The sequence below is a fragment of the Duganella margarita genome (assembly GCF_009857535.1).
Lineage (GTDB): Bacteria > Pseudomonadota > Gammaproteobacteria > Burkholderiales > Burkholderiaceae_D > Rugamonas > Rugamonas margarita.
This window is the reverse complement of record NZ_WWCS01000003.1, coordinates 389,425-411,671: the sequence shown is the minus strand read 5'-3', so window position 1 is coordinate 411,671 and position 22,247 is coordinate 389,425. Positions and strand designations below refer to the sequence as shown.

At 62.5% G+C, this 22,247-nt stretch carries 18 protein-coding genes and 1 tRNA gene; 5 read left to right on the top strand and 14 right to left on the bottom strand.

What is annotated here, in order from left to right; all coding sequences use genetic code 11:
• Window positions 1-3: 3 nt before the first annotated feature.
• The 6 genes from tssH to GTP55_RS06650 form a co-directional block, all read right to left on the bottom strand.
• Entirely contained in the window at window positions 4-2,613 is a 2,610-nt protein-coding gene (tssH, locus tag GTP55_RS06675) for a type VI secretion system ATPase TssH (RefSeq protein ID WP_161044146.1), read from the bottom strand.
• Window positions 2,610-3,071: a type VI secretion system baseplate subunit TssE gene (gene tssE / locus GTP55_RS06670; protein WP_161044145.1), complete on the bottom strand. Its 462-nt coding sequence runs from the start codon at window positions 3,069-3,071 to the stop codon at window positions 2,610-2,612. Before tssE ends, tssH begins: the two co-directional genes overlap by 4 nt.
• Window positions 3,072-3,167: 96 nt before the next feature.
• Window positions 3,168-3,659, bottom strand: a complete 492-nt coding sequence (locus GTP55_RS06665; RefSeq protein ID WP_161044144.1) for an Hcp family type VI secretion system effector — start codon at window positions 3,657-3,659, stop codon at window positions 3,168-3,170.
• A 25-nt stretch (window positions 3,660-3,684) separates the two neighbouring features.
• Window positions 3,685-5,172 carry a type VI secretion system contractile sheath large subunit gene (tssC, locus tag GTP55_RS06660; protein ID WP_161044143.1) on the bottom strand — a complete coding sequence of 496 codons (1,488 nt, stop codon included), beginning with the start codon at window positions 5,170-5,172 and terminating at the stop codon, window positions 3,685-3,687.
• A 1-nt stretch (window position 5,173) separates the two neighbouring features.
• Window positions 5,174-5,674: a type VI secretion system contractile sheath small subunit gene (gene tssB / locus GTP55_RS06655; RefSeq protein WP_161044142.1), complete on the bottom strand. Its 501-nt coding sequence runs from the start codon at window positions 5,672-5,674 to the stop codon at window positions 5,174-5,176.
• Between the two features lie 9 nt (window positions 5,675-5,683).
• Window positions 5,684-6,283, bottom strand: coding sequence for a tetratricopeptide repeat protein (locus GTP55_RS06650; RefSeq protein WP_161044141.1), 600 nt, complete (start codon window positions 6,281-6,283; stop codon window positions 5,684-5,686).
• A 180-nt stretch (window positions 6,284-6,463) separates the two neighbouring features.
• On the opposite strand from GTP55_RS06650, the gene tssK reads away from it, so the two are divergent.
• Together tssK and icmH are read left to right on the top strand one after the other, a co-directional pair.
• A complete protein-coding gene (tssK, locus tag GTP55_RS06645; RefSeq protein WP_161044140.1) occupies window positions 6,464-7,810 on the top strand; it encodes a type VI secretion system baseplate subunit TssK in 1,347 nt (448 codons plus the stop codon).
• Window positions 7,807-8,589: a type IVB secretion system protein IcmH/DotU gene (gene icmH / locus GTP55_RS06640; protein ID WP_161044139.1), complete on the top strand. Its 783-nt coding sequence runs from the start codon at window positions 7,807-7,809 to the stop codon at window positions 8,587-8,589. Before tssK ends, icmH begins: the two co-directional genes overlap by 4 nt.
• Window position 8,590: 1 nt before the next feature.
• Here the strand turns inward: icmH and GTP55_RS06635 are convergent, their stop codons facing one another.
• From GTP55_RS06635 to GTP55_RS06620, 4 genes are all read right to left on the bottom strand, one after another.
• Window positions 8,591-9,346: an OmpA family protein gene (locus GTP55_RS06635; RefSeq protein ID WP_161044138.1), complete on the bottom strand. Its 756-nt coding sequence runs from the start codon at window positions 9,344-9,346 to the stop codon at window positions 8,591-8,593.
• 14 nt (window positions 9,347-9,360) lie between these two features.
• On the bottom strand, window positions 9,361-10,329 hold the full coding sequence (gene tagF, locus GTP55_RS06630; RefSeq protein ID WP_161044137.1) for a type VI secretion system-associated protein TagF: 969 nt from the start codon (window positions 10,327-10,329) through the stop codon (window positions 9,361-9,363).
• Entirely contained in the window at window positions 10,326-14,048 is a 3,723-nt protein-coding gene (tssM, locus tag GTP55_RS06625) for a type VI secretion system membrane subunit TssM (RefSeq protein ID WP_202423601.1), read from the bottom strand. The genes tagF and tssM overlap by 4 nt, the downstream gene beginning before the upstream one ends.
• A 99-nt stretch (window positions 14,049-14,147) precedes the next feature.
• Window positions 14,148-14,987: a M15 family metallopeptidase gene (locus tag GTP55_RS06620; RefSeq protein ID WP_161044136.1), complete on the bottom strand. Its 840-nt coding sequence runs from the start codon at window positions 14,985-14,987 to the stop codon at window positions 14,148-14,150.
• A 102-nt stretch (window positions 14,988-15,089) separates the two neighbouring features.
• Between GTP55_RS06620 and GTP55_RS06615 the strand changes: the two genes are divergently transcribed.
• Window positions 15,090-15,836: a hypothetical protein gene (locus tag GTP55_RS06615; RefSeq protein ID WP_371868297.1), complete on the top strand. Its 747-nt coding sequence runs from the start codon at window positions 15,090-15,092 to the stop codon at window positions 15,834-15,836.
• Here GTP55_RS06615 and GTP55_RS06610 read toward each other — a convergent pair whose 3' ends face one another.
• Entirely contained in the window at window positions 15,837-16,541 is a 705-nt protein-coding gene (locus GTP55_RS06610; protein ID WP_161044135.1) for a glutathione S-transferase N-terminal domain-containing protein, read from the bottom strand.
• An 88-nt stretch (window positions 16,542-16,629) separates the two neighbouring features.
• A complete protein-coding gene (gene poxB / locus GTP55_RS06605) occupies window positions 16,630-18,351 on the bottom strand; it encodes a ubiquinone-dependent pyruvate dehydrogenase (RefSeq protein WP_161044134.1) in 1,722 nt (573 codons plus the stop codon).
• A gap of 201 nt (window positions 18,352-18,552) precedes the next feature.
• Between poxB and GTP55_RS06600 the strand changes: the two genes are divergently transcribed.
• Both GTP55_RS06600 and GTP55_RS06595 read left to right on the top strand, forming a co-directional pair.
• On the top strand, window positions 18,553-19,107 hold the full coding sequence (locus tag GTP55_RS06600) for a flavodoxin family protein (protein WP_161044133.1): 555 nt from the start codon (window positions 18,553-18,555) through the stop codon (window positions 19,105-19,107).
• Between the two features lie 109 nt (window positions 19,108-19,216).
• Window positions 19,217-19,546, top strand: a complete 330-nt coding sequence (locus tag GTP55_RS06595; RefSeq protein WP_161044132.1) for a DUF2322 family protein — start codon at window positions 19,217-19,219, stop codon at window positions 19,544-19,546.
• A gap of 106 nt (window positions 19,547-19,652) precedes the next feature.
• Here GTP55_RS06595 and GTP55_RS06590 read toward each other — a convergent pair.
• Window positions 19,653-19,728: transfer RNA gene (locus tag GTP55_RS06590), tRNA-Asn, on the bottom strand.
• 57 nt (window positions 19,729-19,785) lie between these two features.
• Complete coding sequence (locus GTP55_RS06585) at window positions 19,786-21,984, bottom strand: TonB-dependent receptor (protein WP_161044131.1); 2,199 nt, start codon at window positions 21,982-21,984, stop codon at window positions 19,786-19,788.
• Window positions 21,985-22,247 lie beyond the last annotated feature (263 nt).

Sequence of the window (22,247 nt, the reverse complement as noted above, 5' to 3'; positions counted from 1 at the left end):
CTCCTATTTGACGGTGTATTTGAACTGGCCCTTGCTGCTGGCGCCGACCCTGATCTGGGTGATGGCTTCTTCCTGCGCCATCTTCTCCAGCACCGCCTGCGCGATCTCCGGCAGCAGCGTGCCGTTAAGGATGTGGTCCACATTGCGCGCGCCGGAATCGACTTCGGTGCAGCGCGCCAGCACGGCGTTCACCAGCGAAGCATCGTAGGTAAATTCGGCATGGTGATGCGCGCGGATGCGCCGGGCGATGCGCGCCAGCTTGAGGATGATGATCCCGCTCAGCACCGCATCGGGAATCGGGTAATACGGCACCACCTTCACGCGGCCGAGGAAGGCTGGCTTGAAGTGTTTGACCAGTTGTGGACGCAGCAGCGCTTCCAATTGCTCCGGCTGCGGCGGCGTCTCCTGGTTCAGGCAAGCCTGCATGATGGTGGCCGATCCCGCATTGGCGGTGGCGATGATGATGGTGTTGCGGAAGTCGATCTCGCGGCCTTCGGCATCGTCCATCACGCCTTTATCGAACACCTGGAAGAATAGTTCGAGAACGTCGGGATGCGCTTTTTCGATTTCATCCAGCAGCACCACGCTGTAGGGATTGCGGCGCACCGCTTCGGTCAGCACGCCGCCTTGGCCGTAGCCCACATAGCCGGGCGGCGAACCTTTGAGGCCGGAGACGCTATGCGCTTCCTGGTATTCGCTCATATTGATGGTCAGGAGTTTTCGTTCCCCGCCGTACAGCAGATCGGCGAGCGCCAACGCGGTTTCGGTCTTGCCCACTCCGGATGGGCCGACGAACAGGAACACGCCTTTCGGCTTATTGGGATCATCAAGATTAGCGCGCGCGGTGCGCACGCGCTGCGCCACGGCAGCCATGGCGTGCGGTTGGCCGAGGATGCGGGATTGCAGCGCATCCTGTAGCCGCAGCACGGTGTTGATTTCGTCCCTGACCATTTTACCCAGCGGGATACCGGTCCAGCCGGAGACGATGGCCGCTACCGTGACGCCATCCACTTCCAGCGGCACCATCGGCGTTTCGCCTTGCAGCGCATGCAGTTCTTCTTTCAGCGCCCGCACTTCCGCCGCGCTGCCGTCGGCCGCCCGCTGACGCGTAATGGCGGCGACGATGGATTGTTCGCGCTGCCAGCGTTCGGCGTGACGTGCATGCTCTTCCTGCAGCGCCGCATGCTCCGCCTGTAGCTGCTGCAAGCGTTGTTGCACGCGCTGGTGCTGCGCCCCGCCCGCTTCCTCGCGCTGCAAGGCGGAGATTTCAGCAGCGATGCGATCCATCTGGCGCGCGGCGTCTTCCAGCAAGGCCGGCGTGCCGCTTTGCGCCAACGCCACGCGGGCGCAGGCGGTATCCAGCACGCTGACTGCCTTGTCGGGTAACTGGCGGCCGCTGATATAGCGGTGCGATAGCCGCACCGCCTCGGTCACCGCCTCGTCGCGGATGCGGATAGCGAAGTGCTGCTCCATCAGCGGCGCCATCGCCCGCAGCATGGCGCTGGCAATGTTCTCGTCCGGCTCTTCCACCTTCACCACCTGGAAGCGACGTGCCAGGGCGGCGTCCTTCTCGAAGTATTTCTTGTACTCGCTCCATGTGGTGGCGGCGATGGTCCGCAACTCGCCACGCGCCAGCGCGGGCTTGAGCAGGTTGGCGGCGTCGTTCTGGCCGGCCGTGCCGCCGGCGCCGATCATCGTGTGCGCCTCGTCGATGAACAGGATGATGGCATGCGGGCTTTGCTTCACTTCGTCAATGACATTTTTCAGGCGGTTTTCAAACTCGCCCTTGACGCTGGCGCCGGCCTGCAACAGGCCCATATCCAAAACGCGGATCTCAACAGCTTTCAGTGATGCGGGCACGTCGCCAGCAGCCACGCGCAGCGCCAGTCCTTCCACCACGGCGGTCTTGCCAACACCGGCTTCGCCAGTCAGGATGGGATTGTTCTGCCGGCGACGCAGCAGGATGTCCACCACCTGCCGAATCTCTGTCTCCCGCCCGATAACGGGATCGAGCTTGCCGTCGCGCGCCTGGCGCGTCAGGCTGGTGGTGTACTGGTCCAGCGCGGGCGTACGCGGACTGCCGGCTTGCGGTATGCCGGCAAGCGGTTCGGCCGCGGTATCGGGGGCTGCGGTCGTCTCTTCCTGCGAGCCATGCGTGTACTTCTCCAGTTGATGTTTGACTTCGTCGATGGGTATGTTGGCAAACTGCTGCGAGGCGCGCTGCGCCAGCTGTTCCAGTTCCGGTTCGGTCAGCAGCGCCACCAGCAGGTGCGCGCTGCGGATCGGCGCCGGCGGCGTCGCCAGCGATGCGATCAGCCACGCGTTTTCCAGCAGCAGCGGCAGATGGCGCGAAAACACCGGCGTGCGCGTGCTGCCCGTCTTGAACTGGCTGATTTCCTGATGCAGGTCGGCTTCCAGCGCCTCGATGTTGACGTCGCAGCGGCGCGCAATCAGCACCACATCGCTGCGCTCCTGTTCCAGCAGCGCCAGAAACAGATGTTCAACTTCCACCTCGTACTGCCCGAGCGCCACGCAGATGCTGGCAGCGCGGGTGGCGGCCAAACGGGTGGTGTCATTCAGTTTGCCGATCAGCGTTTTCAGGTTGAGATTCATGTCCGGCCTCCGCGTGCGCTGCGATTGATGGAGTAATGCAGCGATGACGGTTGCAGCACCGCGTCAAAGCTGACTGCTTCGGTGATGGGCAATCCGGCCAGCGTGCCGAAGATGGCAAAACTGACGCGGTTGATGGCGCCGGATTCACGCTCCAGCCGCGCCTGCACATTGCGCAGCCGTGGTTCGTGCCGCTCGATGGCGGCCTTCAGTGCGGCGCAGATGCGGGCCCGGTCCTCGGCGCTGTTCAGGCACATGCCGGCAAAATCCACCAGACCATAGTTGGCGATGGAGCGTGTGCATTCAGGGTAGGCGCGCATCAGTTCATCCGGCAGCGCGCAGCGCGTGTTGAGCAGATCTTCCAGATCGCGCGCCACACTGTCCTTGTACTGCTCCAGCGTCATCGGGCGGTCGTGATCGCCGAGCAGACGGTCAAGCAGGCCGGGAGCAAAGCCATTCATCGGATGCTTTCGAAAAGAAGCCAGGCCGGGAGGCCTGGCCGAAAAAGCGCGCCGCGACGAGTCGCCATTTTGCCCGTCGCGGGCGCGGGGGGAGCCTTAGACGATGCGATTGGCGGAGAGATCCCAGCCGCCGGAGGTATTGCCGCCGGCGCCGCCGCTGATTTTCTGCTGCGTGTACTTCCACTTGATCTTGGAGAATTTGAGCGCCACGTCCTCGGACAGGATGTCGCCTTCTTCCACCGATGGCGCGACGGCGCCGATCAGCACATTCTCGATTTCGATCTCGAAGTATTTGACCCGCTCACCCTGGGCGTCGGCGCGCATGAATTCAAACCGGGCCTTGGGAATGGTGCGGCCGGCCGAGCAGGTTTGCAGCAGGATGGGCGAGGACAAATCGGCCAGCTTCGAGAGGACGATGTCGCGATGCTCGCAGCGCTCCGCCGTGTGGCCGCCGCCGGTGGAGGCGGTGGCGGACTTGGGCTGCTCCACGCCGAAGCTGACCGATTTGCACTCGATCCAGTCCTTGTGGCGGTCGTCATTGGACTCGCCCTTGATGCCATCAATGTACAGATAAACGTCGATTGCCATTGCATGCTCCTCTAGGTTGTTGGGGTTAGTGGTTGGTCGATTGCGGCAGCTCCGCGACCAGACGGAGGGAAACGGAAAGTTCGTCGAGCTGGAAGTGCGGGCGCAGGAAGGACACCGCGCGGTACACGCCCGGCCGCCCGGCCACTTCGTGCACCTGCACCGATGCTTCGCGCAACGGGAACTGCGCCTTCTGTTCCTGGCTGGCGTTATCGTCCAGCAGCACGTACTTCATCAGCCAGCGGTTGAGGAAGTCCTCGACATTCGAGGCGGCGGCAAAGCTGCCGACTTTATCGCGCATCATGGCCTTCATATAGTGCGCGATGCGCGAGACGGCAAAGATGTATTGCAGCTGCGACGACAGCACGGCGTTGGCGTTGGCCGCCTCGCTGCTGTACTTCTTGGCCTTCTGCGCCGACTGCGCGCCGAAGAAAGCGGCGTACGAGGTGTTCTTGCAGTGAACCAGCGAAATGAAGCCGAGGTCACTCAGTTCCTTCTCGCGGCGGTCGGTGATGGCTACTTCGGTCGGACACTTGAGCGCGACCTCGCCCTCGTCGGTCTTGAAGGTATGCGTGGGCAGGTCATCCACCAGGCCACCGCCCTCCACGCCGCGGATCGCCGCGCACCAGCCGAAATCGCCGAAGGCCTTGGTCAGCTTGGCGCCGAAAGCATAGGCGGCGTTACACCACAAGTATTTCTGGTGATCGGTGCCGTCCACTTCCTCCACAAAATTGAAGCCTTCCACCGTGGTGCCATCGACAGGGTTGAAGGGCAGGCGGCCGAGGAAACGCGGCAGCGTCAGGCCCACATAGCGCGAGTCCTCGGATTCCCGGAAGGCCTTCCACTTGGCGTATTCCACGGTGTCGAACACCTTTGACAGATCGCGCGGCCGCGCCAGGTCGCCGTAGCTTTCCAGCCCAAACAGCTCGGGCGAGGCGGCGCTGATGAACGGCGCGTGCGAAGCCGCCGCCACGTGCGACATCTGCTCGATGAAGTACATATCCTCCGGCTGGCGCGAGATTTCAAAGTCGCCCAGCAGCGCGGCGTACGGCGCGCCGCCGAAGGTGCCGAATTCTTCTTCGTAGACCTTCTTGAACATGGTGCTCTGGTCGAATTCCAGCGCGGACTGGAAGTCCTTCACCAGCTCACGCTTGGTGGCGTTAAGCATGCGGATCTTCAGGCCCGAGCTGCTGGCGGAGTTCTTCACCAGATAATGCAGGCCGGTCCAGCTTTGCTCCAGCTTCTGGAACGCCGGGGCGTGCATGATGGCGCTCAGCTGCGTGGAGATCAGGCGATCCAATTCCGCCACGCGCGCGTCCAGCGTCGCCGACAGATTGTTGGAGACCACGACCGCGCCGTCAAGCACCTGGTCGACCAGCTCTGTGATGATGTCCTTGGCGCGGTCGTGCTCCACGCTGGACTTGGCGACCTTGCTTTGTTCGACAATCTGGTCCAGCAGACTGTCGCCTTCGGCCAGCGGCGCGGCCTGCGCTTCCTGGTTGAGTTGAGCGGACATGTCAGCCTCCCTTGTTCGATTTGAGGCTGGCCAGCTTGCCGGTGTTATTCAGCACCTCGCTCAGGATGTCTTCCAGCTTGTCGTTGCCGGCCAGCTTGTTGCGCAAATCGGCCAGCTTGGTGCGCGCCTCCAGCAGCTTGGCCAGCGGCTCCACCTGGCGCACCACGGCTTCCGGACGGAAGTCGTCCATCGCCTTGAAACGCAGTTCGACATTCAGGCTGGTGTCGTCGTCCTTCAGCTGATTGGGCACCTGGAAGCGGGCCACCGGCGCCACACCGCCCAGTACCTCGTCGAAGTTGTCGCTGTCGATGCTGACGAACTTGCGGTCTTTGAGGCGCTTCTTCTCCACTTCCGAATTGCCGCCAAAGTCGCCGACCACGCCAACCACAAACGGCAGCTCCTTGTTTTCCATCGCGTCGCCGATTTCCACGTCATAGGTCATTTGCACGCGCGGCGGGCGCACCTTGGTCAAGCGCTTTTGAATGCTGTCACCTTTAGCCATACAAGCTCCTTATTTCAATCCGCCGAAGGGATCGTTGGTTTGACTGCCGCTCTTGCCGGTGGCGGTGGGCGGTGCTTTTTTGCCGGATGCCGACGACGACGAGGACGTGGCCGTCTTGCGCGCCGCATTCGACGTCGGCACCAGCACATCTTCGCCAAGGCTGGTGCGCAGCAGCTTGGCCAGATCCTGCGCCTCCGAGCGCAGGGAGCCGTTCAGATTATTCTGTTGGCTCAGGTCCGACAGCGCCCGCGTCGACAAGCGCAAGCCGCTGACGGCGATGATGCTGTTCCCCAGTTTGTCGTTCGGATCGCGCTGCAGCGCCTCCTGTGCATTCAGGATCGCTTCACCGTAATTGGCGCGGTCGAATTTAATCTGCGCCATATGCAGCCATGGCGTCTTGTCGGACGGGTAGCTGGCGGCGGCATTTTTCAGGATGCCTTGCGCCTTGTCGACATGGCCGGCGGTGAGCGCGGAATCGGCGTCGGCGAGTGCGCGATCCAGTGGCGGCGCTTGCGGTTTATCGGTGCGGACCAGGGCGCCGTCCGTGGCGCACGCTGTCAGTAGCAGCAGGCTGGCGACGCAGGGCAGCCATGTTCTTGAGGTGATCATCGGTTTCTCCTTTTGCGTAACCGTGCGAGAAGATGGCCAGTATTCATGAAATGCACGTGGCGTCGGTTGCGCTTACTCAAGCGAGGTCTTCTTTTCTCTTTGCTTGCGCCGTCGCAAAAAGACGAGTCACCGCTTTCGTTCTAATGAACGTCTCGTTTGACGACAAGGCAGGGAGACAGCATGAGCATTCCATCCAAGGTGTTGTGGGGCGAAGGTCTGTTCCTGCGGCCGCAGCACTTCCAGCAGCAGGACCAGTATCACGAAGCGCGCCTTTACCACACTGCATGCGCGCTGCATCCGTATCTGTGGGGCGTGCGCGATATCCGCTGGGACTTCGACGCGCTCAAGGCCGGCAAGCTGCGGCTGGAGGCCTTGTCGCTGATCTTCCGCGATGGCGAGATTGTCGACGCGCCGGCCAGCGCGCCGCTGCCGCAGACGGTGGACCTGAGCCGCATTCCAGCCAGCGCGCCGGAAGTGACGTGGTATGCCGCCCTGCCCTCGCTCTCTGCAAACGGCGGCAATGCGGCGTCACACGACGAGCATCACGCCGGCCCGCGCTACGGCCAGGCCAGCCGCGAAGTGCCAGACCTGTACACACAGGCGGTGGAGGCAGACGTCAGCTTCCTGCGCAGCGCGGTACGGCTGATGTCCGACCTGGAACCGCTGGGTGCCTTCGAGTGCGTGCCGCTGATGCGGCTGCGGCGCGTGGTGACCGGCGGCTTTGAGCAAGATCCGTCGTTCATCCCTCCTGGCTTGTCGGTGGCCAGCGCGCCGGCGCTGAAAGCCATGCTGGATCGGTTACTGGACGCGCTGCAGGCCAAAGTGCAGTCGCTGCAGGGCCATATGCGGGAGCCGAGCCGCAATGTGATCGAATTCCGCTCCGGCGACGTGTCCTCTTTCTGGCTGCTGCACACCGTCAGCACCTCGGCCGCCGCATTGATGCACTATGTGCGAAATCCCGAGCTGCATCCGGAGCGCTTGTTCGAATCGCTGCTCGCACTGGCAGGTGCACTGATGACCTACTCCAAACAGTACTCGCTGATCGACCTGCCGGGCTACCTGCACGAAGATCCGGCGCAATGCTTCGCGGCGCTCGACCATATCATCCGCGACCTGCTGGACACCGTCATCTCCACCAAATACTTCTCGATTGCGCTGACCGAAGAGAAGCCCAGCTACCACCTGGGCAAACTCGACTCCGGAAAAATCGACCAGCGCACCACGCTGTACCTCGCCGTCAGCGCCGCGCTGCCGGCGCTGGAACTGGTGGAGGTTGTGCCGTTGCGCGTCAAGGTTGGCGCGCCGGACGATGTGGAGAAGTGCGTGCTGTCGGCCATGCCCGGCGTGAAGTTGACGCACGCGCCGCAAGTGCCGGCGGCGATTCCGGTTCAGCCGGACACCTACTATTTCGCACTGGAGGGAAAAGGCATGCTATATGAACAAATGCTCAAAGCGCAGTCGATCTCGATCTACGTGCCATCCGGCATACGCGACCTGCGTCTTAACCTGATCGCGGTAACAGCATGACGCCGCCCGTCGAACGCCGCGCCAATCCCACGCTGATGGGCGGTCAGCGCAAACAGATCCAGCCTGGATACGGCCATGTACAAACGCTGCTCGATCTGCTGCAGGAGGGCTTCTACCTGCTGTTCATGCTGAAGAACGGCAGCGTGCCGCCGGGCGAAGCACCGTTCCTCGACACCATCACCGCGTATCTCGCCGAGTTTGACCGCGAGGCCCGCAAGATGCGTGCGCAAGGCGAGGATATCGATGCCGCCAAATACGCCTACTGCGCGGCGCTGGATGAAATCATCCTGTCGTCGCAATTTCCGATGCGGCTGGCGTGGGAGCGCCGCCCGCTGCAACTGGTGATCTTCGGCGACCAGCTGGCGGGTGAGCACTTCTTCGACCGGCTGGAAGCGCTGCGCAGCGCCGGCGGTGCGCGTTTGCCCGCGTTGCAGGTATTTCATATGTGCCTGCTGATCGGCTTTCGCGGCAAGCATGCGCTGGACGCCAGCGACAAGCTGTCCTACCTGACGGCGCGGCTGGGCGATGAAATCGCACACATGCAGGGCAAGAGCAAGGGCTTTGCGCCGCAAGCGGAGCGGCCGGACCAGATCGTGCACAAGCTGCGCTCCAACACGCCGATGTGGGCGGTGTCCGCAGTGTTTGGCGTGATTGCCCTGGGTGCTTACATCGGACTGGAGTCGTCACTGTCGCACAGCACACAGGAGTCGCTCGCTGGGTATTCGGATCTGGTGAAGCTGGCGCCACGCCCGGCCTACGTCACCATCACGCTGCCTTGATCTACTGCGCCACGCGGAATTCGATGCGGCGGTTGCGCGAGCGGCCTTCCGCCGTGTTGTTCTCGGCCACCGGGCGATCCGGCCCCTGGCCGGATACCATCACCATGTCCTGGCTGATGCCCTTCCCCGCCAGATAGGTGCGCACCGCCTCGGCGCGGGCCTGGCTCAGCGCCAGGTTGCTGTCGCGCAGGCCGACGTTATCGGTGTGGCCGATGACTTCCACCTTTTTGCCTTTCACCTTTTGCAGCGCGGCCGCCATGTCATCCAGAATGCCTTGCCCCGACGGCGTCAGCGTCGCCTTGCCGCTATCGAACTCTATGATGCGCCTGGCCAGCGTTTCGTCCAGCAGGTTTTGCTCTGCGGCGCTCACACGCAGACCGTTGTTGACGGTGTAGCTGGGATTGAGGCTGGTAGCGATGTCGCTGGCGATCTGCTGCCGTTGCGCCTCGTTGGCCACTTCCCCACGCACCGTAATGTTGGTGCCGTCGATTTTGAGTTCTCCCTTGCTGATCAATTTCAGATTGGGGCTAATCAGCTTTTGCACATAGCCGTTCCAGTTGGGCGGCAGCGATACCTGAGCGATGCTCACTTGGTCGACTACGCGCTCCATGCCGTACAACGCGCGCACCTGCGCCAGCAGCGCGGCCTTGCTGGCTTCATCCGGCACGGCGCCGGTCACCACGATCTGGCCTGGCGTTTGCGCTGCGGCGCAAGTTACCGCCAGCAGCAGCGCGGTCATCATCATCGATTTACGCATGGTGGGACTCCTGATCAGACAAAGGTTTCATGGAAAAGCGCTTGCGTCGAGCGTAAGGAAAGCTGGCCTTGCTCCAGGTAAGCGGAGAACTTTTGTACGCTGGCATCGCCGGCGATCAGTTCATCGACCCAGCCGGCGTAATCGAAGCTGACCTGGTGTTCGGGCGCGCTTGCAGGATCGATGATGGCGGCCAGTGTTTCGGGTGCGGCGCCGCCGAAACCGATGATCAGCGACGGTTTTCCGCGCAGGTCTGCAAGGAACAGGCTCAGTTCAAAATCGGCTTGCTGCAGGAAAGGGATGATCAAGTCCAGCCAGAAGGCGGCGACCAGGTAGCGCTGGCGCGACGACTGCGGTAGTGGCAGCACCAGGCTTTTATCCAGCCTTTGCGCGCCGCTGCGGCGTATCGGCTGTAACAGCAGGCCGATGGCCAGTATGGTGCGGCGCATGCAGGTTGTGGCCAGCATGGCTTCCAGCGCCGTAATGGTGTGGCGATCGAGGAAGTCGGTAAAGCTTTGCGCATGCTGGTCGTCAGTGGTGTCGATGTCTATGCGGGTGGCGGCCAGGGTTTGCAGGGGGGTGTCCGGCTCGAGTGAGTCCATGACATCGGCAGTCAGCAGGTGCAGCTCCTCCCACAGCGGCGCCAGTATCAATGGGCTATTGGGGACAAAGCGCGGCGGGTCGTCGACTTCGATGGCGCTCATGCTGAGGAAAGGATAGCGGCGCGTTGACAGGTCGCTGCTGGCGGCCAGGTGGCCGGCGACGGCGCGCCGGCTGCGCGTGCCGACGAAGGCGAAGTCCAGTGGCGGCATGGCATCGTAGTTGAGTTTCCAGCGCGGGTCGGCGCTAAGGAGGTTCATGACTTCGGCCAGCCAGCCATCCAGCAGGCTGGCCAACGCCAGGTTGTCGGCCGCTTTGATGAAGTCTGCGCGTGTGGACAGCTTGCCGAAGTAGCCGATGCGCGCGGTCTGCGCCCCGCGCTTCATTGCATCGCTCCCGTTGCAGCGCCAGCCGCCGGCTGCGCAGTGGTGGTGGCGGTGGCCGACGGTCCGCCGACGATGGTCTCCGGCAGCCGCATGCCGCGAAAGCCTTGGTCCGGCGGCTCGCTGGCGGCGCTTTCCGGGCTGCTGATGATTTTCAGCCCCATCGCCACGGTAATCGCGCCGCTGCTCCAGCGCAGCTCAAAGACGCCGCCATCGCGTTTCTGCTTGGCTGCCGTATCGATCATGCGCTTCAATCCAAACTGCCCCGGCTCATTGAAAACATCCACGCTGCGTCCGTCCATCGCTACCGCCGTGATCCGAGCTCCGGGCGCGCCTTGCGGACTCGGATGGACCATGTTAGCCCACTGCGCCGGCGTATTCCGGTAACGCAGCTGCTGGCCGTCGATTTCCACGGTATATTCCAGCGTTCCGCTCGCCGGCATCGGCTGGATCTGGAATATCGTCTGCGGGGCGGACTGCGATGACGCCACGCCTGCTGCCGCCAGTGGCGCGATCCAGCCGGGGAAGCGCTGCACCATCTGCGGCGACAGCGAAATGCCCATGTCAGCCCAGGTGCGCGGCGCCAGCACGTCGCCCCGACGCAGCACCAGCGTGCCAAGCGTGGTGGTGGCAAATTTGGCGACCGCGCCATCCGGTCCAAAGAACTGCGCAATTTCCGTATTAGCAGCCTCGCTCCGGGAGTCCGGCGCGAACGGATACTTGGTCGCCAGCGTTTTCTGGAACGGCTCATACACCTGCGCCACCCACGTCTTGTTAATCTCCGCCTCCGCAGGGCCGATCAGCACCGCAAAAGTCTGCATCAGCGGACGCACGAGGATCGGACGAATCGCCTGCTTCTGCGCATCCGTCATCCCCACCAGCATTTGCTCGTCGACGTAGCGCAGTGCGTCGGCCAGTTCCGAGCCGCTGCCATCCAATGTCTGCTGCATGAACTGGCGCGCGCCGGGTCCAGGATCGCCTTGGTTCTTCAGTTGATTCAGCCGCCCACGCAGCTTGGACAGCACCTCCATGTAGGCGCGCATCAGCGACGCGTCCTTGTCCTTGGCCGCCACCAGCTTGCCGATACCGGCAAATTCCCGCCCCACTGGTCCCATCGGCTTATCCGCCGCATTGGCCGGCAGGTTGATGTTGATCTGCGCCGGCGATCGCCGCAGCACGCTGTATTTGACCCAGTTGATAAAGCCCGTCTGCGCTTCCTTGACCTCCGCGCTCATTGCCGTTGGATTGTCCCAGGAGGTTTGCTGATGCAGCGCCGTCAGCAGCTTGGTGAGCGGCGATAGCTGCGGATCACCCAGGCGGTTCATCGCCGCCACCGCCGCGTCAAAACCGTTCAGGTTAGCGATGCTGACGCCTTGCACAAACTTCTGCCATTCGCGCGCGTAATCGGCCTTGTACAAATCGGTCAGGCCTTTCTGGATTTGTTCGGGGCTGCCTTCCAGCGTCAGGTCATCGCGCGCGGCGGTCTTCAGCACCCAGTCGGTGCTTTGCAGTTCGCGGCTGGCGGCATCGCGGAAGGCATCCTGCACGAACTTTTCCCATGCGTCGCGGGTGTAGGCGCCGGGGACAGCGTAGCTGCCGGTCACCAGCGCCTGATCCTGCTCGCCGACCATGCGCGCCACCGTCATCGAAGGGAAGCGCGTGTTGGCGCGGGCACGGATGTCGGCGTAGACCCGCTCCCGCGCCGGCATGCCACGCACCACGCGCCGCAGGTTCTCGCGTGCCTGGTCCACCAGCGCCAGCTTCGGATCGATGCGCGGCCAGGCCGGATCGGGAATCTGCGCCAGATAGAACGTCATCAGCCGCTCGGCGCTGTGGATCATCTGCTCACGCGGCATGGCGCCCCGATTATTCTCCAGCCATGCGCGCCAGTGACGCGGTAGTTGGTCGTTCAGATGGCTGCCCTCCGCGTGTGATTTATCGGCCAGCATCAGGTAGCTTTTCAGCGCATTGTAGGCGTCATCGACATTGGTCGGCGAGGCGTCCTGAAATTGGCGTCCGGCCACCGGCGCAGCGGCGGCGCCGGAGGGCTGCAATTCGGACGCATGTGCGTTCATCTCGGACAGCAGCGTCTCCAGATTGGCCACCACCGGCATCAGCATCACGTTCTTCACGCCGGCGAAGTATTCCTCGCGCAGCTTGCGCTCCAGTTGATCGCCTTGATAGAGCCCCATGCGCAACGACCATGGCCGGGAAGCGCGGTACTTCTCCAGCTGCTCGATGCGGTCCTGGATAATCTCCAGCGCCTCCAGCCGCGACTGCAGGTCCAGCCGCCTGGCCTGCAGCTTGATCACCTTGTCGAGGTCCGCCTGCACATTGCTGATCAACTGGCGGTTGCCCATGTACGACCAGCTCCACCCGCCCAGCGACGCGCCCAGCATCAGCACCGCTGCAAAGAAGGCGGCATATTTCAGGCGCACCTTGTTCTTGCTGGCGTACTGCGATACCAGATCCTTGTCCGCAAAGATCACCTTGCGGAACAGGTTAAGCAGGAAGAAGCCGGAATGGCCGGTGCCGGACAGCGGCGCGACATCCGGCGTGGTCAAGGCAAAGCGGCGGGCGACGCGCTGCGACTGTTCGCTGCGCGGCATACCCTCCTGTAGCGCGCTGGTGAAATAGAAGCCCCGGAACACAGGCTTGAACTGGAATGGATTCTCTTCAAACAGCGTCACCAGAAAAGCACGCAGCGGCGTACGGATGGTCGAAAACTCCAGCGGGAAGGTGAACACGCCCGGCTCCATGCGCTCCCGCCGCTGCTGGCCCATGGTGGCGAGACTCATCGCCTTCAAGCCATCGCACAGTTCATCGAAGGCGTGGTCGAAGAACGCCATTACCTGCTGGCTGCTGGTCTTGCGCTGATACGGCATGGTGGCGCCCCATACGCGCTCACGTTCCCCGCGCTCGGCCTGGGCGAAGAATTCACCAAAACCCGCAATCAGATCGGCCTTGGTGAACACCACGTACACCGGCGCAAATACCTCCAGCCGCTCGATCAGATCCTGCACCCGCTTGCGCAGGCTGCGTGCCAGCTGGATGCCTGCTTCCGGATCGTCGCCGCGCAGCTCCGCGATGCTCACCGCGATGATGATGCCGTTGACCGGCGCGCGGCGCCGGTACTTCTTCAGCAGATCGAGAAAGCCGAACCATTCGGCGCGATGCTCGTCCTGCACCGAATAGCGGCCGGCCGTGTCGAGCAAAATGCCTTCGGTGGTAAAGAACCAATCGCAGTTGCGGGTGCCGCCGACGCCCTGCAGCACCTTGCCGTCGGCGAAGGGGAACTGCAAGCCGGAGTTGGTGATGGCGGTGCTCTTGCCGGCCGCCGGATTGCCGATGATCATGTACCAGGGCAGCTCATACAGCGCGCTCGCGCCGGCGACGATGCCCAGCTTCGATCCCTTGATCGTCTCGATCGCCTTCAGCATGCTCTCGCGGATGGCCTTGACCTCGGCGGCGGAAGGATCGGCGGACGGCTCCTGCTTGCCGATGATTTCCCCCAGCCGCTCGGACTCGCGCCGCGCGCGCCAGCGGCGCCACCACCACACGGCGCCGACCAGCGCCAGCATCAGGGCGATGGCCAGCAGCGCCCACATCAGCGCCAGTTCCAGCACTTGTGCGCCCAGGTAGAACAAGGCCGCCACCGCCGTCAGGCCGAGGATGGTGAGATTGCGGCTATCGGTGAGGAAGCTCCAGGTTCTGCGCAGCATAGACGGTGTCCGGCGAAGAAGGCGACGCCCAGGCGGCGGGCGGACCGGTCAATGTTGCCACCAACAAAGCAGGAATTTCTTGCGCAAGAACAATGGCGCTTACTTCTTCACCGTGCCCGCCACGCGCAACTCGCTGTGGCCGAAGTCCATCATGGTCCAGCGCCCGCCCCAGGTCAGGCCGGCCGCTTCGGCGGCGACGCCGTACAGCTGGTAGCCGCGCATGGCCCAGGGATCTTTTTCCGAAATCACCAGTTTGCCGTCGCGCAGGAAAGCGCAGTCGGCGGCCAGGCCGAACTGGTGATAGCTCTGGAAGGCCTTGGCGTTGGTGACGCTGGGGCCGGCGGCGGCCAGCGTATTCTGCCGCTCCGGGCTGCGGTAGCCCTCCAGGATCGCCATGTCGTAGCCGTGGCGCTCCTTCATGATGCGAAACACCAGCAGCAGGCGCTGCGCGAAGGCCGGGTCGAGCAGCTGCCAGTTGCGGTTGGCGCTATCGAGCATCGGCCGCACCAGCGTCACCTCGGCGGTGGTGAACACCAGCGGTGGCGGCGGCGCGGGTGCGGTCAACTGTTCACCTTGCAACAGGCCAGCGATCTGATCGTTGATGGCGTGCGTATCGCTGTCGTAGCCGGAAAGCATGCTGCGGCCGCTGAGCATCAGTGCCAGCAGCGGCGGCACCGTCAGCAGCACCATGGCGGCCAGCAACAGCAGATAGCGCCGCTTCAAAAAACTCAATACACGATGCACCCGGCCGCCCGCCTCGCGGCCCAAGCCAGCCGCCTGCTGCACGCCCTGCTGATAGCCGCCGCGCAAACGCCGTCCCATGCGGATACCCAACAGGCCAAGCGACTGCACCACCACCTCGCGGCCGGCCGGAAACAGCAGCAGCCAGGCGCAAAAACACGTCAAAACAAAGAACAACAGCATGGAAAAGAGAAACATGGTGCGCTCCATCAAAACGGCCCCCTGCCGCAGACCGGACACTGCATCGTAGGCCGTTCGCAGTTCGGCGATATCGGCCAGATCAAACGCAAGGGGGATATTGTGGAAACGTCGAAACCGAAGCCGGACCTGATGGCCGGCGCCACCAGCTCAGCTCGCCCGGCGCAAGACAAACGCATCCTGGCGCATCTGGAGCACGGCGCCAAAGCGCCGGTCCGCGTTGTCAACGCCCCGGGCTGGACCATCGATGGCTGGACGATAGGATTGTTTGCGTTGCTGCTGTCGATGTGCGTCATGGCGTGGCTGCTGCATGAGCGCACCATCACGCCGGACACTTTTCGCAGCAGCCAGAGCAGCGGCGCGACTGCGTACGTGGCGCCCCGCCATGCGGCGCCAGCGCAGCCGATAGCGGAGGCGCCGCAGGCAGCCGCCATCGTCAACGTCGCGGCGGACGAGGCTGTGGTCGAACCCGAGACGCCGACGGCAGCGACGGTGGCCGTCGCTAACGCGGCCAACCCGGCCAGGACGGCGAATGCAGCGCCGGCTCCCGCGCCCCCTCAAACGCCTCGGGCGGCAGGCAAGCCGGCCACGCGCGCATCAGCCACGCCGCCAGTCAGCGCCGACACTGACGTCACCCTGCTCGCCGCCCTGGTGGCCCACGCCGGCAAGCCGACTGTCGTCACGCCCGAACGCAGCCGCGACGTGGTGGAGCGCCAGGACGGCGACAGCACCATGCAACTACTGGCGCGCTGCAAACAACTGGGCGTAATCGAAGGCATGCTGTGCCGCTCGCGCATCTGCTCCGGCCGCTGGGACACGGACGCCGCGTGCCGCGCGCCGGCGCACTAATTAACCGCGCTTGGGGATTTCCAGGCCTTTTGCCACGGCCGGACGGGCAACGAAGGCCGCCAGCACGCGCTGCACATTGGCAAACTTGCTGAACTCCACCAGATCGCCAGCGCCGTAGAAGCCGACCAGATTGCGAATCCACGGGAAAATAGCGATGTCGGCGATGGTGTAGGTATCGCCCATGATCCACGCACGGCCTTCCAGGCGCTGCTCCAGCACGCCCAGCAGACGCCTGGCTTCGTTGATGTAACGATCACGCGGACGCTTGTCCTCGTAATCCTTGCCGGCAAACTTGTGGAAGAAGCCCACCTGGCCGAACATCGGGCCCACGCCGCCCATCTGGAACATCAGCCACTGGATGGTTTCGTAGCGACCAGCCCCATCCTGCGGAATCAGCTGGCCGGTCTTGTCGGCGATATACAGCAGAATCGCGCCGGACTCGAACAGCGCCAGCGGCTTGCCGTCCGGACCGTTCGGATCGAGGATGGCGGGAATCTTGTTGTTCGGATTCAGCGACAGGAATTCCGGCGACATCTGATCGTTGCTCTCAAAGCTGACCAGATGCGGCTCGTAGGCCAGCCCGGTTTCCTCCAGCGCAATCGATACCTTCACGCCATTCGGCGTCGGCAACGAGTACAGCTGAATGCGCTCAGGATGCTGGGCAGGCCATTTGCCTGTGATAGGGAATGCGGACAGATCGCTCATGGATGCGGGCTCTCAAAAGAAAAGATAGCCCGATTATCACCGAAGCGCGCCAAACGTGCTGAGGCCCCCCCATCCGCGCCACCCGCCATTAGCGCAGCAGATTCACCTTCGCCAGGTCGATGAGCTCGGCGGCGCGGCCGTCCATCACCGCCTTCAGCATGAACAGGCCGAATTTGCCGGCTTCCTCCGCTGTGGTAGTCGGCGGCATGATCAGTTCCTGGCGGGCGCTGACCACGTCCACCAGCGCCGGACCGTCATGCGCCAGGGCCTCCCGGATGGCCGACTCCAGCTCGCCCGGCTGCTCGACCCGGATGCCCTTGATGCCCATCGCCTCCGCCATTGCCGCGAAATTAGGATTATGCAAATCGCAGCCGGTATCGAGGAAGCCATTGGCCTTCATCTCCATTTCAACAAAGCCCAGCGTGCCGTTGTTGAGCAGGATGATTTTCACCGGCAGTCCCAGCTGCAAAAGCGTGACAAACTCGCCCATCATCATCGAAAAACCGCCATCGCCGGAGAAGGAAATCACCTGGCGGTCGGGATGCGATACCTGCGCGCCGATGGCGTGCAGCATGGCGTTGGCCATCGAACCATGGTTGAACGAGCCGACGATGCGCCGCTTGCCGTTGACCTTCAGATAGCGCGCCGTCCACGCGATCGGCGTGCCAACGTCGCACGTAAAGATGGCATCGTCCGCCGCCAGCTCGCTGACCAGCCGGGTGACGGCCTGCGGATGAATCGTGCGCGTGCTTTCATCAAGCTCGGCCAGGCTGTCCAGATCCTTGCGCGCCGTCACATAATCTTCCTGCGCGCTGTGCAGGAAGCTGCTATCGCTCTTGACGGCCAGCTTCGGCAGCAGCGCATCCAGCGTGTCCTTAACGCCGCCAAGCAATCCCAGCGTCAACGGACAACGGTTGCCCAGCGCTTCCGGCCGCAGGTCGACCTGGGCGATCTTCGCCTGCTCCGGGAAGAACTGGCGATAGGGAAAATCGGCGCCGAGTATCAGCAGGGTGTCGCACCGCTTCATGGCCTTGTAGCCGGAGGCAAAGCCGACCAGGCCGGTCATGCCGACATCGTAGGGATTGTCGTATTCCAGATGCTCCTTGCCGCGCAAGGTATGCACAATCGGCGCTTGCAGCGTGTGCGCCAGTTGCATGATTTCCGCGTGCGCGCCGGCACAACCGGCGCCGCAGAACAGCGCTACCCGCTCCGCGCCGTTCAGCAACGCGGCCAGTTGATCGATCTCGGTCGCGGCCGGCAATACCACCGGCGGCGCTGGCAGCAGCCAATGTGGCGGCTTGGCGTCCAACTTGCTCAGGGCCACGTCGCCAGGAATCACCACCACCGCCACGCCACGCCTGGCCACCGCCACCCGCATTGCCCGCTGCAGGACTTGCGGCAGCATGGCGGGGTTCGACACCAGCTCGACGTAGTGGCTGCACTCCTTGAACAGGCTTTCGGGATGGGTGGACTGGAAATAATCGATGCCGATCTCGCTGCTCGGAATATGCGCGGCAATCGCCAGCACCGGCACGCCGCTGCGCTGGCAATCAAACAGGCCGTTAATCAGATGCAGGTTGCCGGGGCCGCAACTGCCGGCGCAAACCGCCAGTTCGCCGGTCAGATGGGCTTCGGCGCCGGCGGCAAACGCCGCGCCCTCCTCGTGGCGCATATGGATCCAGTCGATCTCTTTCCGGCGCCGCAGCGCATCGGTAAAACCGTTCAGGGAATCACCCACCACGCCGTAGATGCGCTTAACGCCGGCCTGGGCCAGAGTCTGTGCCAGATAGTCTGCTGCCGTACCACTCATAGTCGAATCTCCAGGGAAAAGTCTAACAATAGGCAGATAGCATGATTACTGCCGGGTAGTATCATTGCTGAGTGTAGCCATCCGTGGCGCACGCTCCAATCCTCACATGGGCAGTAGCCAGCACTAACTTTTGGGTGCGTACTTACGAGTCCGGTATTGGTGCTTTACACTTCAGAATCCAACATCCACACAAGGGCATATATGAGCAAGACTATCGTTGTCTACCATTCCGGCTACGGCCACACCAAGCGGGTCGCCGAGTACGTGAGCGAAGGCGCCGGCGGCGAGCTGCTGGCCATCGATGCCGAAGGCAACCTGCCGGAAGGCGGCTGGGAAAAACTGCAGGCAGCTGACGCCATCATCTTCGGCACCCCGACCTATATGGGCAGCCCGAGCTGGCAGTTCAAGAAATTTGCCGACGCCACCTCCAAGCCGTGGTTCGGCCGCGCGTGGCAGGACAAGGTGTTCGGCGGCTTCACCAACAGCGCCAGCTTCAACGGCGACAAACAAGTCTCGCTGATCGCCCTGCAAACGCTGGCGTCGCAGCACGGTGGCATCTGGGTCAGCCTGGGCCTGCCACCGGCCAATACCAAGGCCGCACAACGCACCGACATCAACAACCTGGGCGGCTCGGTCGGCCTGCTGGTGCAATCGCCATCGGACGCTAGTGTGGAAGAAATCCCGCAAGGAGACCTGGACACTGCCAAAGCCTACGGCAAGCGCGTGGCTGACATCGCCGGCCGTCTGGCCAAGTAATAAGTAATCCGCGTCCAAACGCAAAAGGCCCGTGAATGCTCACGGGCCTCTTTTCTTCCGCATATGACAAAATACCGTTTTTAACCCATGAACACGTGTAAGAGTCTCTATGCAACTACCAAGCTTCAACGATAAATTTTCCGACAACCTGGCCTTGCTTCCTGCAATGGATACAGTGGCAGCCATCGAACTAATCGACCAGTCCGGCACGCCAGTAGCAAAGATCGAAAATAAACCAGGCCAGGCGGGATCGCTGCGGGTGTATGCCTGGCTGGCCGAAACGCTTGGCGCGATTACCCCAGAAGCGGCAACGCTTGGCCTGAAGATCTATGCCGAACACACGCAGGACGCCCGCGCCAATCCCGGCAAACATCCCAACATCGACCGCCTGTTCACCATTCAGACGCCGGCGCAAACCTTGCAGGTGAAACGCCTGTAAGCCCGCCTGAGCAGACGGCGCCGGTCTGCGGCGACGTCCTGCCCAGCAAAAAACCGGCCGGAAATACAAAAAGCCCAACCTGTAAGGATTGGGCTTTTCTTTATTCTGGCTCCCCGACCTGGACTCGAACCAGGGACCTGCGGATTAACAGTCCGTCGCTCTACCAACTGAGCTATCAGGGAAAAGAGGCCGCATTATATACGGCCCGTTTTCAGCTGTCTAGGCTGAACGGCAATTTCTTAGAAGTTGCCGCGGAATTGCACGCCAAACTGACGTGGCTCGTTGACGAAGCCGGTCAGGTTGTTGAAGTCGATCGCGCCGATGACTTGTTGCTTGTCGGTGATGTTGCGCACGAAGGCTGCGACTTCATACTTGCCGCCATCCCAGTTGTAACCGGTGCGCAGGCCGCCTTCGGTCAGGGCTTTGCCGGTGAACTCTTTCGCTTCATACAGGAAGAAGTTCACTTTGCTGCGGTACGACCAGTCGGTCAGCACGAACAGGTTGCCGTTCGCCAGTGGCCAGTTGTAACGCGCGGTGGCGTTGAAGATCCACTTGGCTGCCTGCGGCAGCGGGTTGCCGTTGATCGAGACCAGGCCGTTGGCGCCGATCGGATCGGTGATCGTGCACTGTGCGCATTTTGCCACGTACAGGTTTGGATCTTCGATCTTGGTGAAGTTGTACGAACCGCTCAGCGTGGTCTTGAAGTCAGGCGTGATGAAGCCTTCGATCTCGCCTTCCAGGCCACGGCCCTTGCTCTTGGCAGCGTTGATCAGCTTGGTAACGTTGGAGTTACCGCCCACCACGGTCAGCTGCTGGTTCTTGACTTCGAAGTCGAACACGCTCAGCGACGCGCGGGCGCGGCGGTTGAACAGGTCGGCCTTGATGCCGGCTTCATACGAGGTGATGGTTTCCGCATCGGCCACGGTGATCGGCACCGACGCCGACGCCGCTGCGATCGATGGTGCACGGAAACCGGTCGCCACGCGGGCGTAGGCGCTGACATCCTTGTTCAGCTTGTAGGTGCCGCTCAGGTCCCAGTTCGCCTTATTCTTGCTTTCGTCCACCGAGGTGGCGCCGACCTGGACCACGTTGACTGCCGACACGGTACGGAAGTCTTTCTGGTCGTGGGTGTAGCGCACGCCGCCGCGCACGGTGAAGTCGCTCGACACGTCATACGATACCGAACCGAACACCGCGTAGGCTTCGTTGTTCTGATGGCTGGCCAGGTGCGAGGTCTGCAGCTGGGTGTTGCTGTCGAAGTTGTCGCTGTAGCCGTCGCCGCTTTCCTTGAAGTAGTAGACGCCGGTCTGCCAGTTCAGCGGACCCGGGTTTTTCGACTCCACGCGGAATTCCTGGGTGTACTGCTTCAGGCCGCTCAGCCCGCCACCGGTTTGCACCTGGAACGGAATGAAGCCTGGGCCGCTCGGCGTGCCGCCGTCGATGTCGCCGCGGCTGTAGTAGTTGTCCACGCCTTCGTAACCGGTGATCGAGAACAGCTTGACCGAACCCAGATCCCAGGTCAGGCGAACGTTGGCGCCGTTGGTGCGCAGGTTCTGCATGTTCAGGCCGTTGGTGCTGATCTTGGTGAAGTCGTAGTCGTCGACCAGATCGTTGGTGCCCTTCTTGATGATGTTGGCGCGGAACAGACGGGCGCTGCCGTCGGTGGTGCGCGAGTGCACGTTGAACAGGGCGTTGAAGGTGGTGCTTGGCTTGTACAGGAACTGGACGCGCTCGGCGTGTTCGTTGTAGCCTTCCAGCGAATCGTTCTGCTTGGTGAAGGTGTTGTCAACGAAGTCGTCGCGGTGCTGGCGCAGGGTCGACACGCGCATTGCCCATTCGCTCGACAGCGGAATGTTGGCGGCGGCTTCCACGCTGGAAGTCTTGTGGGTGGCCAGCGACGCGCTGTAGTAGCCTTCGATCTTGTCCAGGTTCGGCTTGGCCGAATCAAACTTGACCACACCGGCCGGGGTATTGCGGCCGAACAGCGTGCCCTGCGGGCCGCGCAGCACTTCCACGCCGGCCACGTCGAACACCGGGAAGCCTTTCAGGATACCGTTCTCTTGCACCACATCGTCATAGATCAGCGACACGGGCTGCGAGGCGAAGGTCGAGAAGTCGGTGTTGCCGTAGCCGCGGATGTAGAAGCGCGGGAAGGTACGGCCGTTCGACGATTCCACGTTCAGCGAAGGCACTTTGCCTGCCAGGAAGCGGATGTCCTGGCCGCCGGACAGCAGCACGTCCAGTTTTTCACCGGACAGCATGGTCACGGAGACCGGCACATCCTTGATGTTTTCCGCGCGACGCTGAGCGGTCACGGTCACGGTTTCCAGCTGTGGCTGGGTGGTGCTGGCGGCATCGGTCTGCGCCAGGGCGGAACCGATAGGCAGAACAGCGCTCAGCGCCAGCAGGCGCTTGTGCATCTTCGACAGTTTGATCATTCAATTTCCCGATTTAAATGTAGTGCAAAGAGTTAGAAACAGTTGTCTCCTGCTTTCTCTTTTGTTTGGTCACTACCCGGCCATCTGTCGTGATCGTGGTAGCGCAAGGGCCTCTACGCCGTTGCGGAAGCTAGCAATATTGCACTGACTTTTTTGAAAGGCGATATTTTCTTTGATTGATACCATGTATTGCAAGCTGAATATATCTTAAACCCAATTAACTGTTAGAAATTCGGTTAAGCATATGCAATAACTGAATATTC

Bases quoted from the DNA above. Each gene is read 5' to 3' on its own strand.
- tssH (WP_161044146.1), bottom strand. From the start codon at position 2,613: ATGAATCTCAACCTGAAAACGCTGATCGGCAAACTGAATGACACCACC.
- tssE (WP_161044145.1), bottom strand. From the start codon at position 3,071: ATGAATGGCTTTGCTCCCGGCCTGCTTGACCGTCTGCTCGGCGATCAC.
- GTP55_RS06665 (WP_161044144.1), bottom strand. From the start codon at position 3,659: ATGGCAATCGACGTTTATCTGTACATTGATGGCATCAAGGGCGAGTCC.
- tssC (WP_161044143.1), bottom strand. From the start codon at position 5,172: ATGTCCGCTCAACTCAACCAGGAAGCGCAGGCCGCGCCGCTGGCCGAA.
- tssB (WP_161044142.1), bottom strand. From the start codon at position 5,674: ATGGCTAAAGGTGACAGCATTCAAAAGCGCTTGACCAAGGTGCGCCCG.
- GTP55_RS06650 (WP_161044141.1), bottom strand. From the start codon at position 6,283: ATGATCACCTCAAGAACATGGCTGCCCTGCGTCGCCAGCCTGCTGCTA.
- tssK (WP_161044140.1), top strand. From the start codon at position 6,464: ATGAGCATTCCATCCAAGGTGTTGTGGGGCGAAGGTCTGTTCCTGCGG.
- icmH (WP_161044139.1), top strand. From the start codon at position 7,807: ATGACGCCGCCCGTCGAACGCCGCGCCAATCCCACGCTGATGGGCGGT.
- GTP55_RS06635 (WP_161044138.1), bottom strand. From the start codon at position 9,346: ATGCGTAAATCGATGATGATGACCGCGCTGCTGCTGGCGGTAACTTGC.
- tagF (WP_161044137.1), bottom strand. From the start codon at position 10,329: ATGAAGCGCGGGGCGCAGACCGCGCGCATCGGCTACTTCGGCAAGCTG.
- tssM (WP_202423601.1), bottom strand. From the start codon at position 14,048: ATGCTGCGCAGAACCTGGAGCTTCCTCACCGATAGCCGCAATCTCACC.
- GTP55_RS06620 (WP_161044136.1), bottom strand. From the start codon at position 14,987: ATGTTTCTCTTTTCCATGCTGTTGTTCTTTGTTTTGACGTGTTTTTGC.
- GTP55_RS06610 (WP_161044135.1), bottom strand. From the start codon at position 16,541: ATGAGCGATCTGTCCGCATTCCCTATCACAGGCAAATGGCCTGCCCAG.
- poxB (WP_161044134.1), bottom strand. From the start codon at position 18,351: ATGAGTGGTACGGCAGCAGACTATCTGGCACAGACTCTGGCCCAGGCC.
- GTP55_RS06600 (WP_161044133.1), top strand. From the start codon at position 18,553: ATGAGCAAGACTATCGTTGTCTACCATTCCGGCTACGGCCACACCAAG.
- GTP55_RS06595 (WP_161044132.1), top strand. From the start codon at position 19,217: ATGCAACTACCAAGCTTCAACGATAAATTTTCCGACAACCTGGCCTTG.
- GTP55_RS06585 (WP_161044131.1), bottom strand. From the start codon at position 21,984: ATGATCAAACTGTCGAAGATGCACAAGCGCCTGCTGGCGCTGAGCGCT.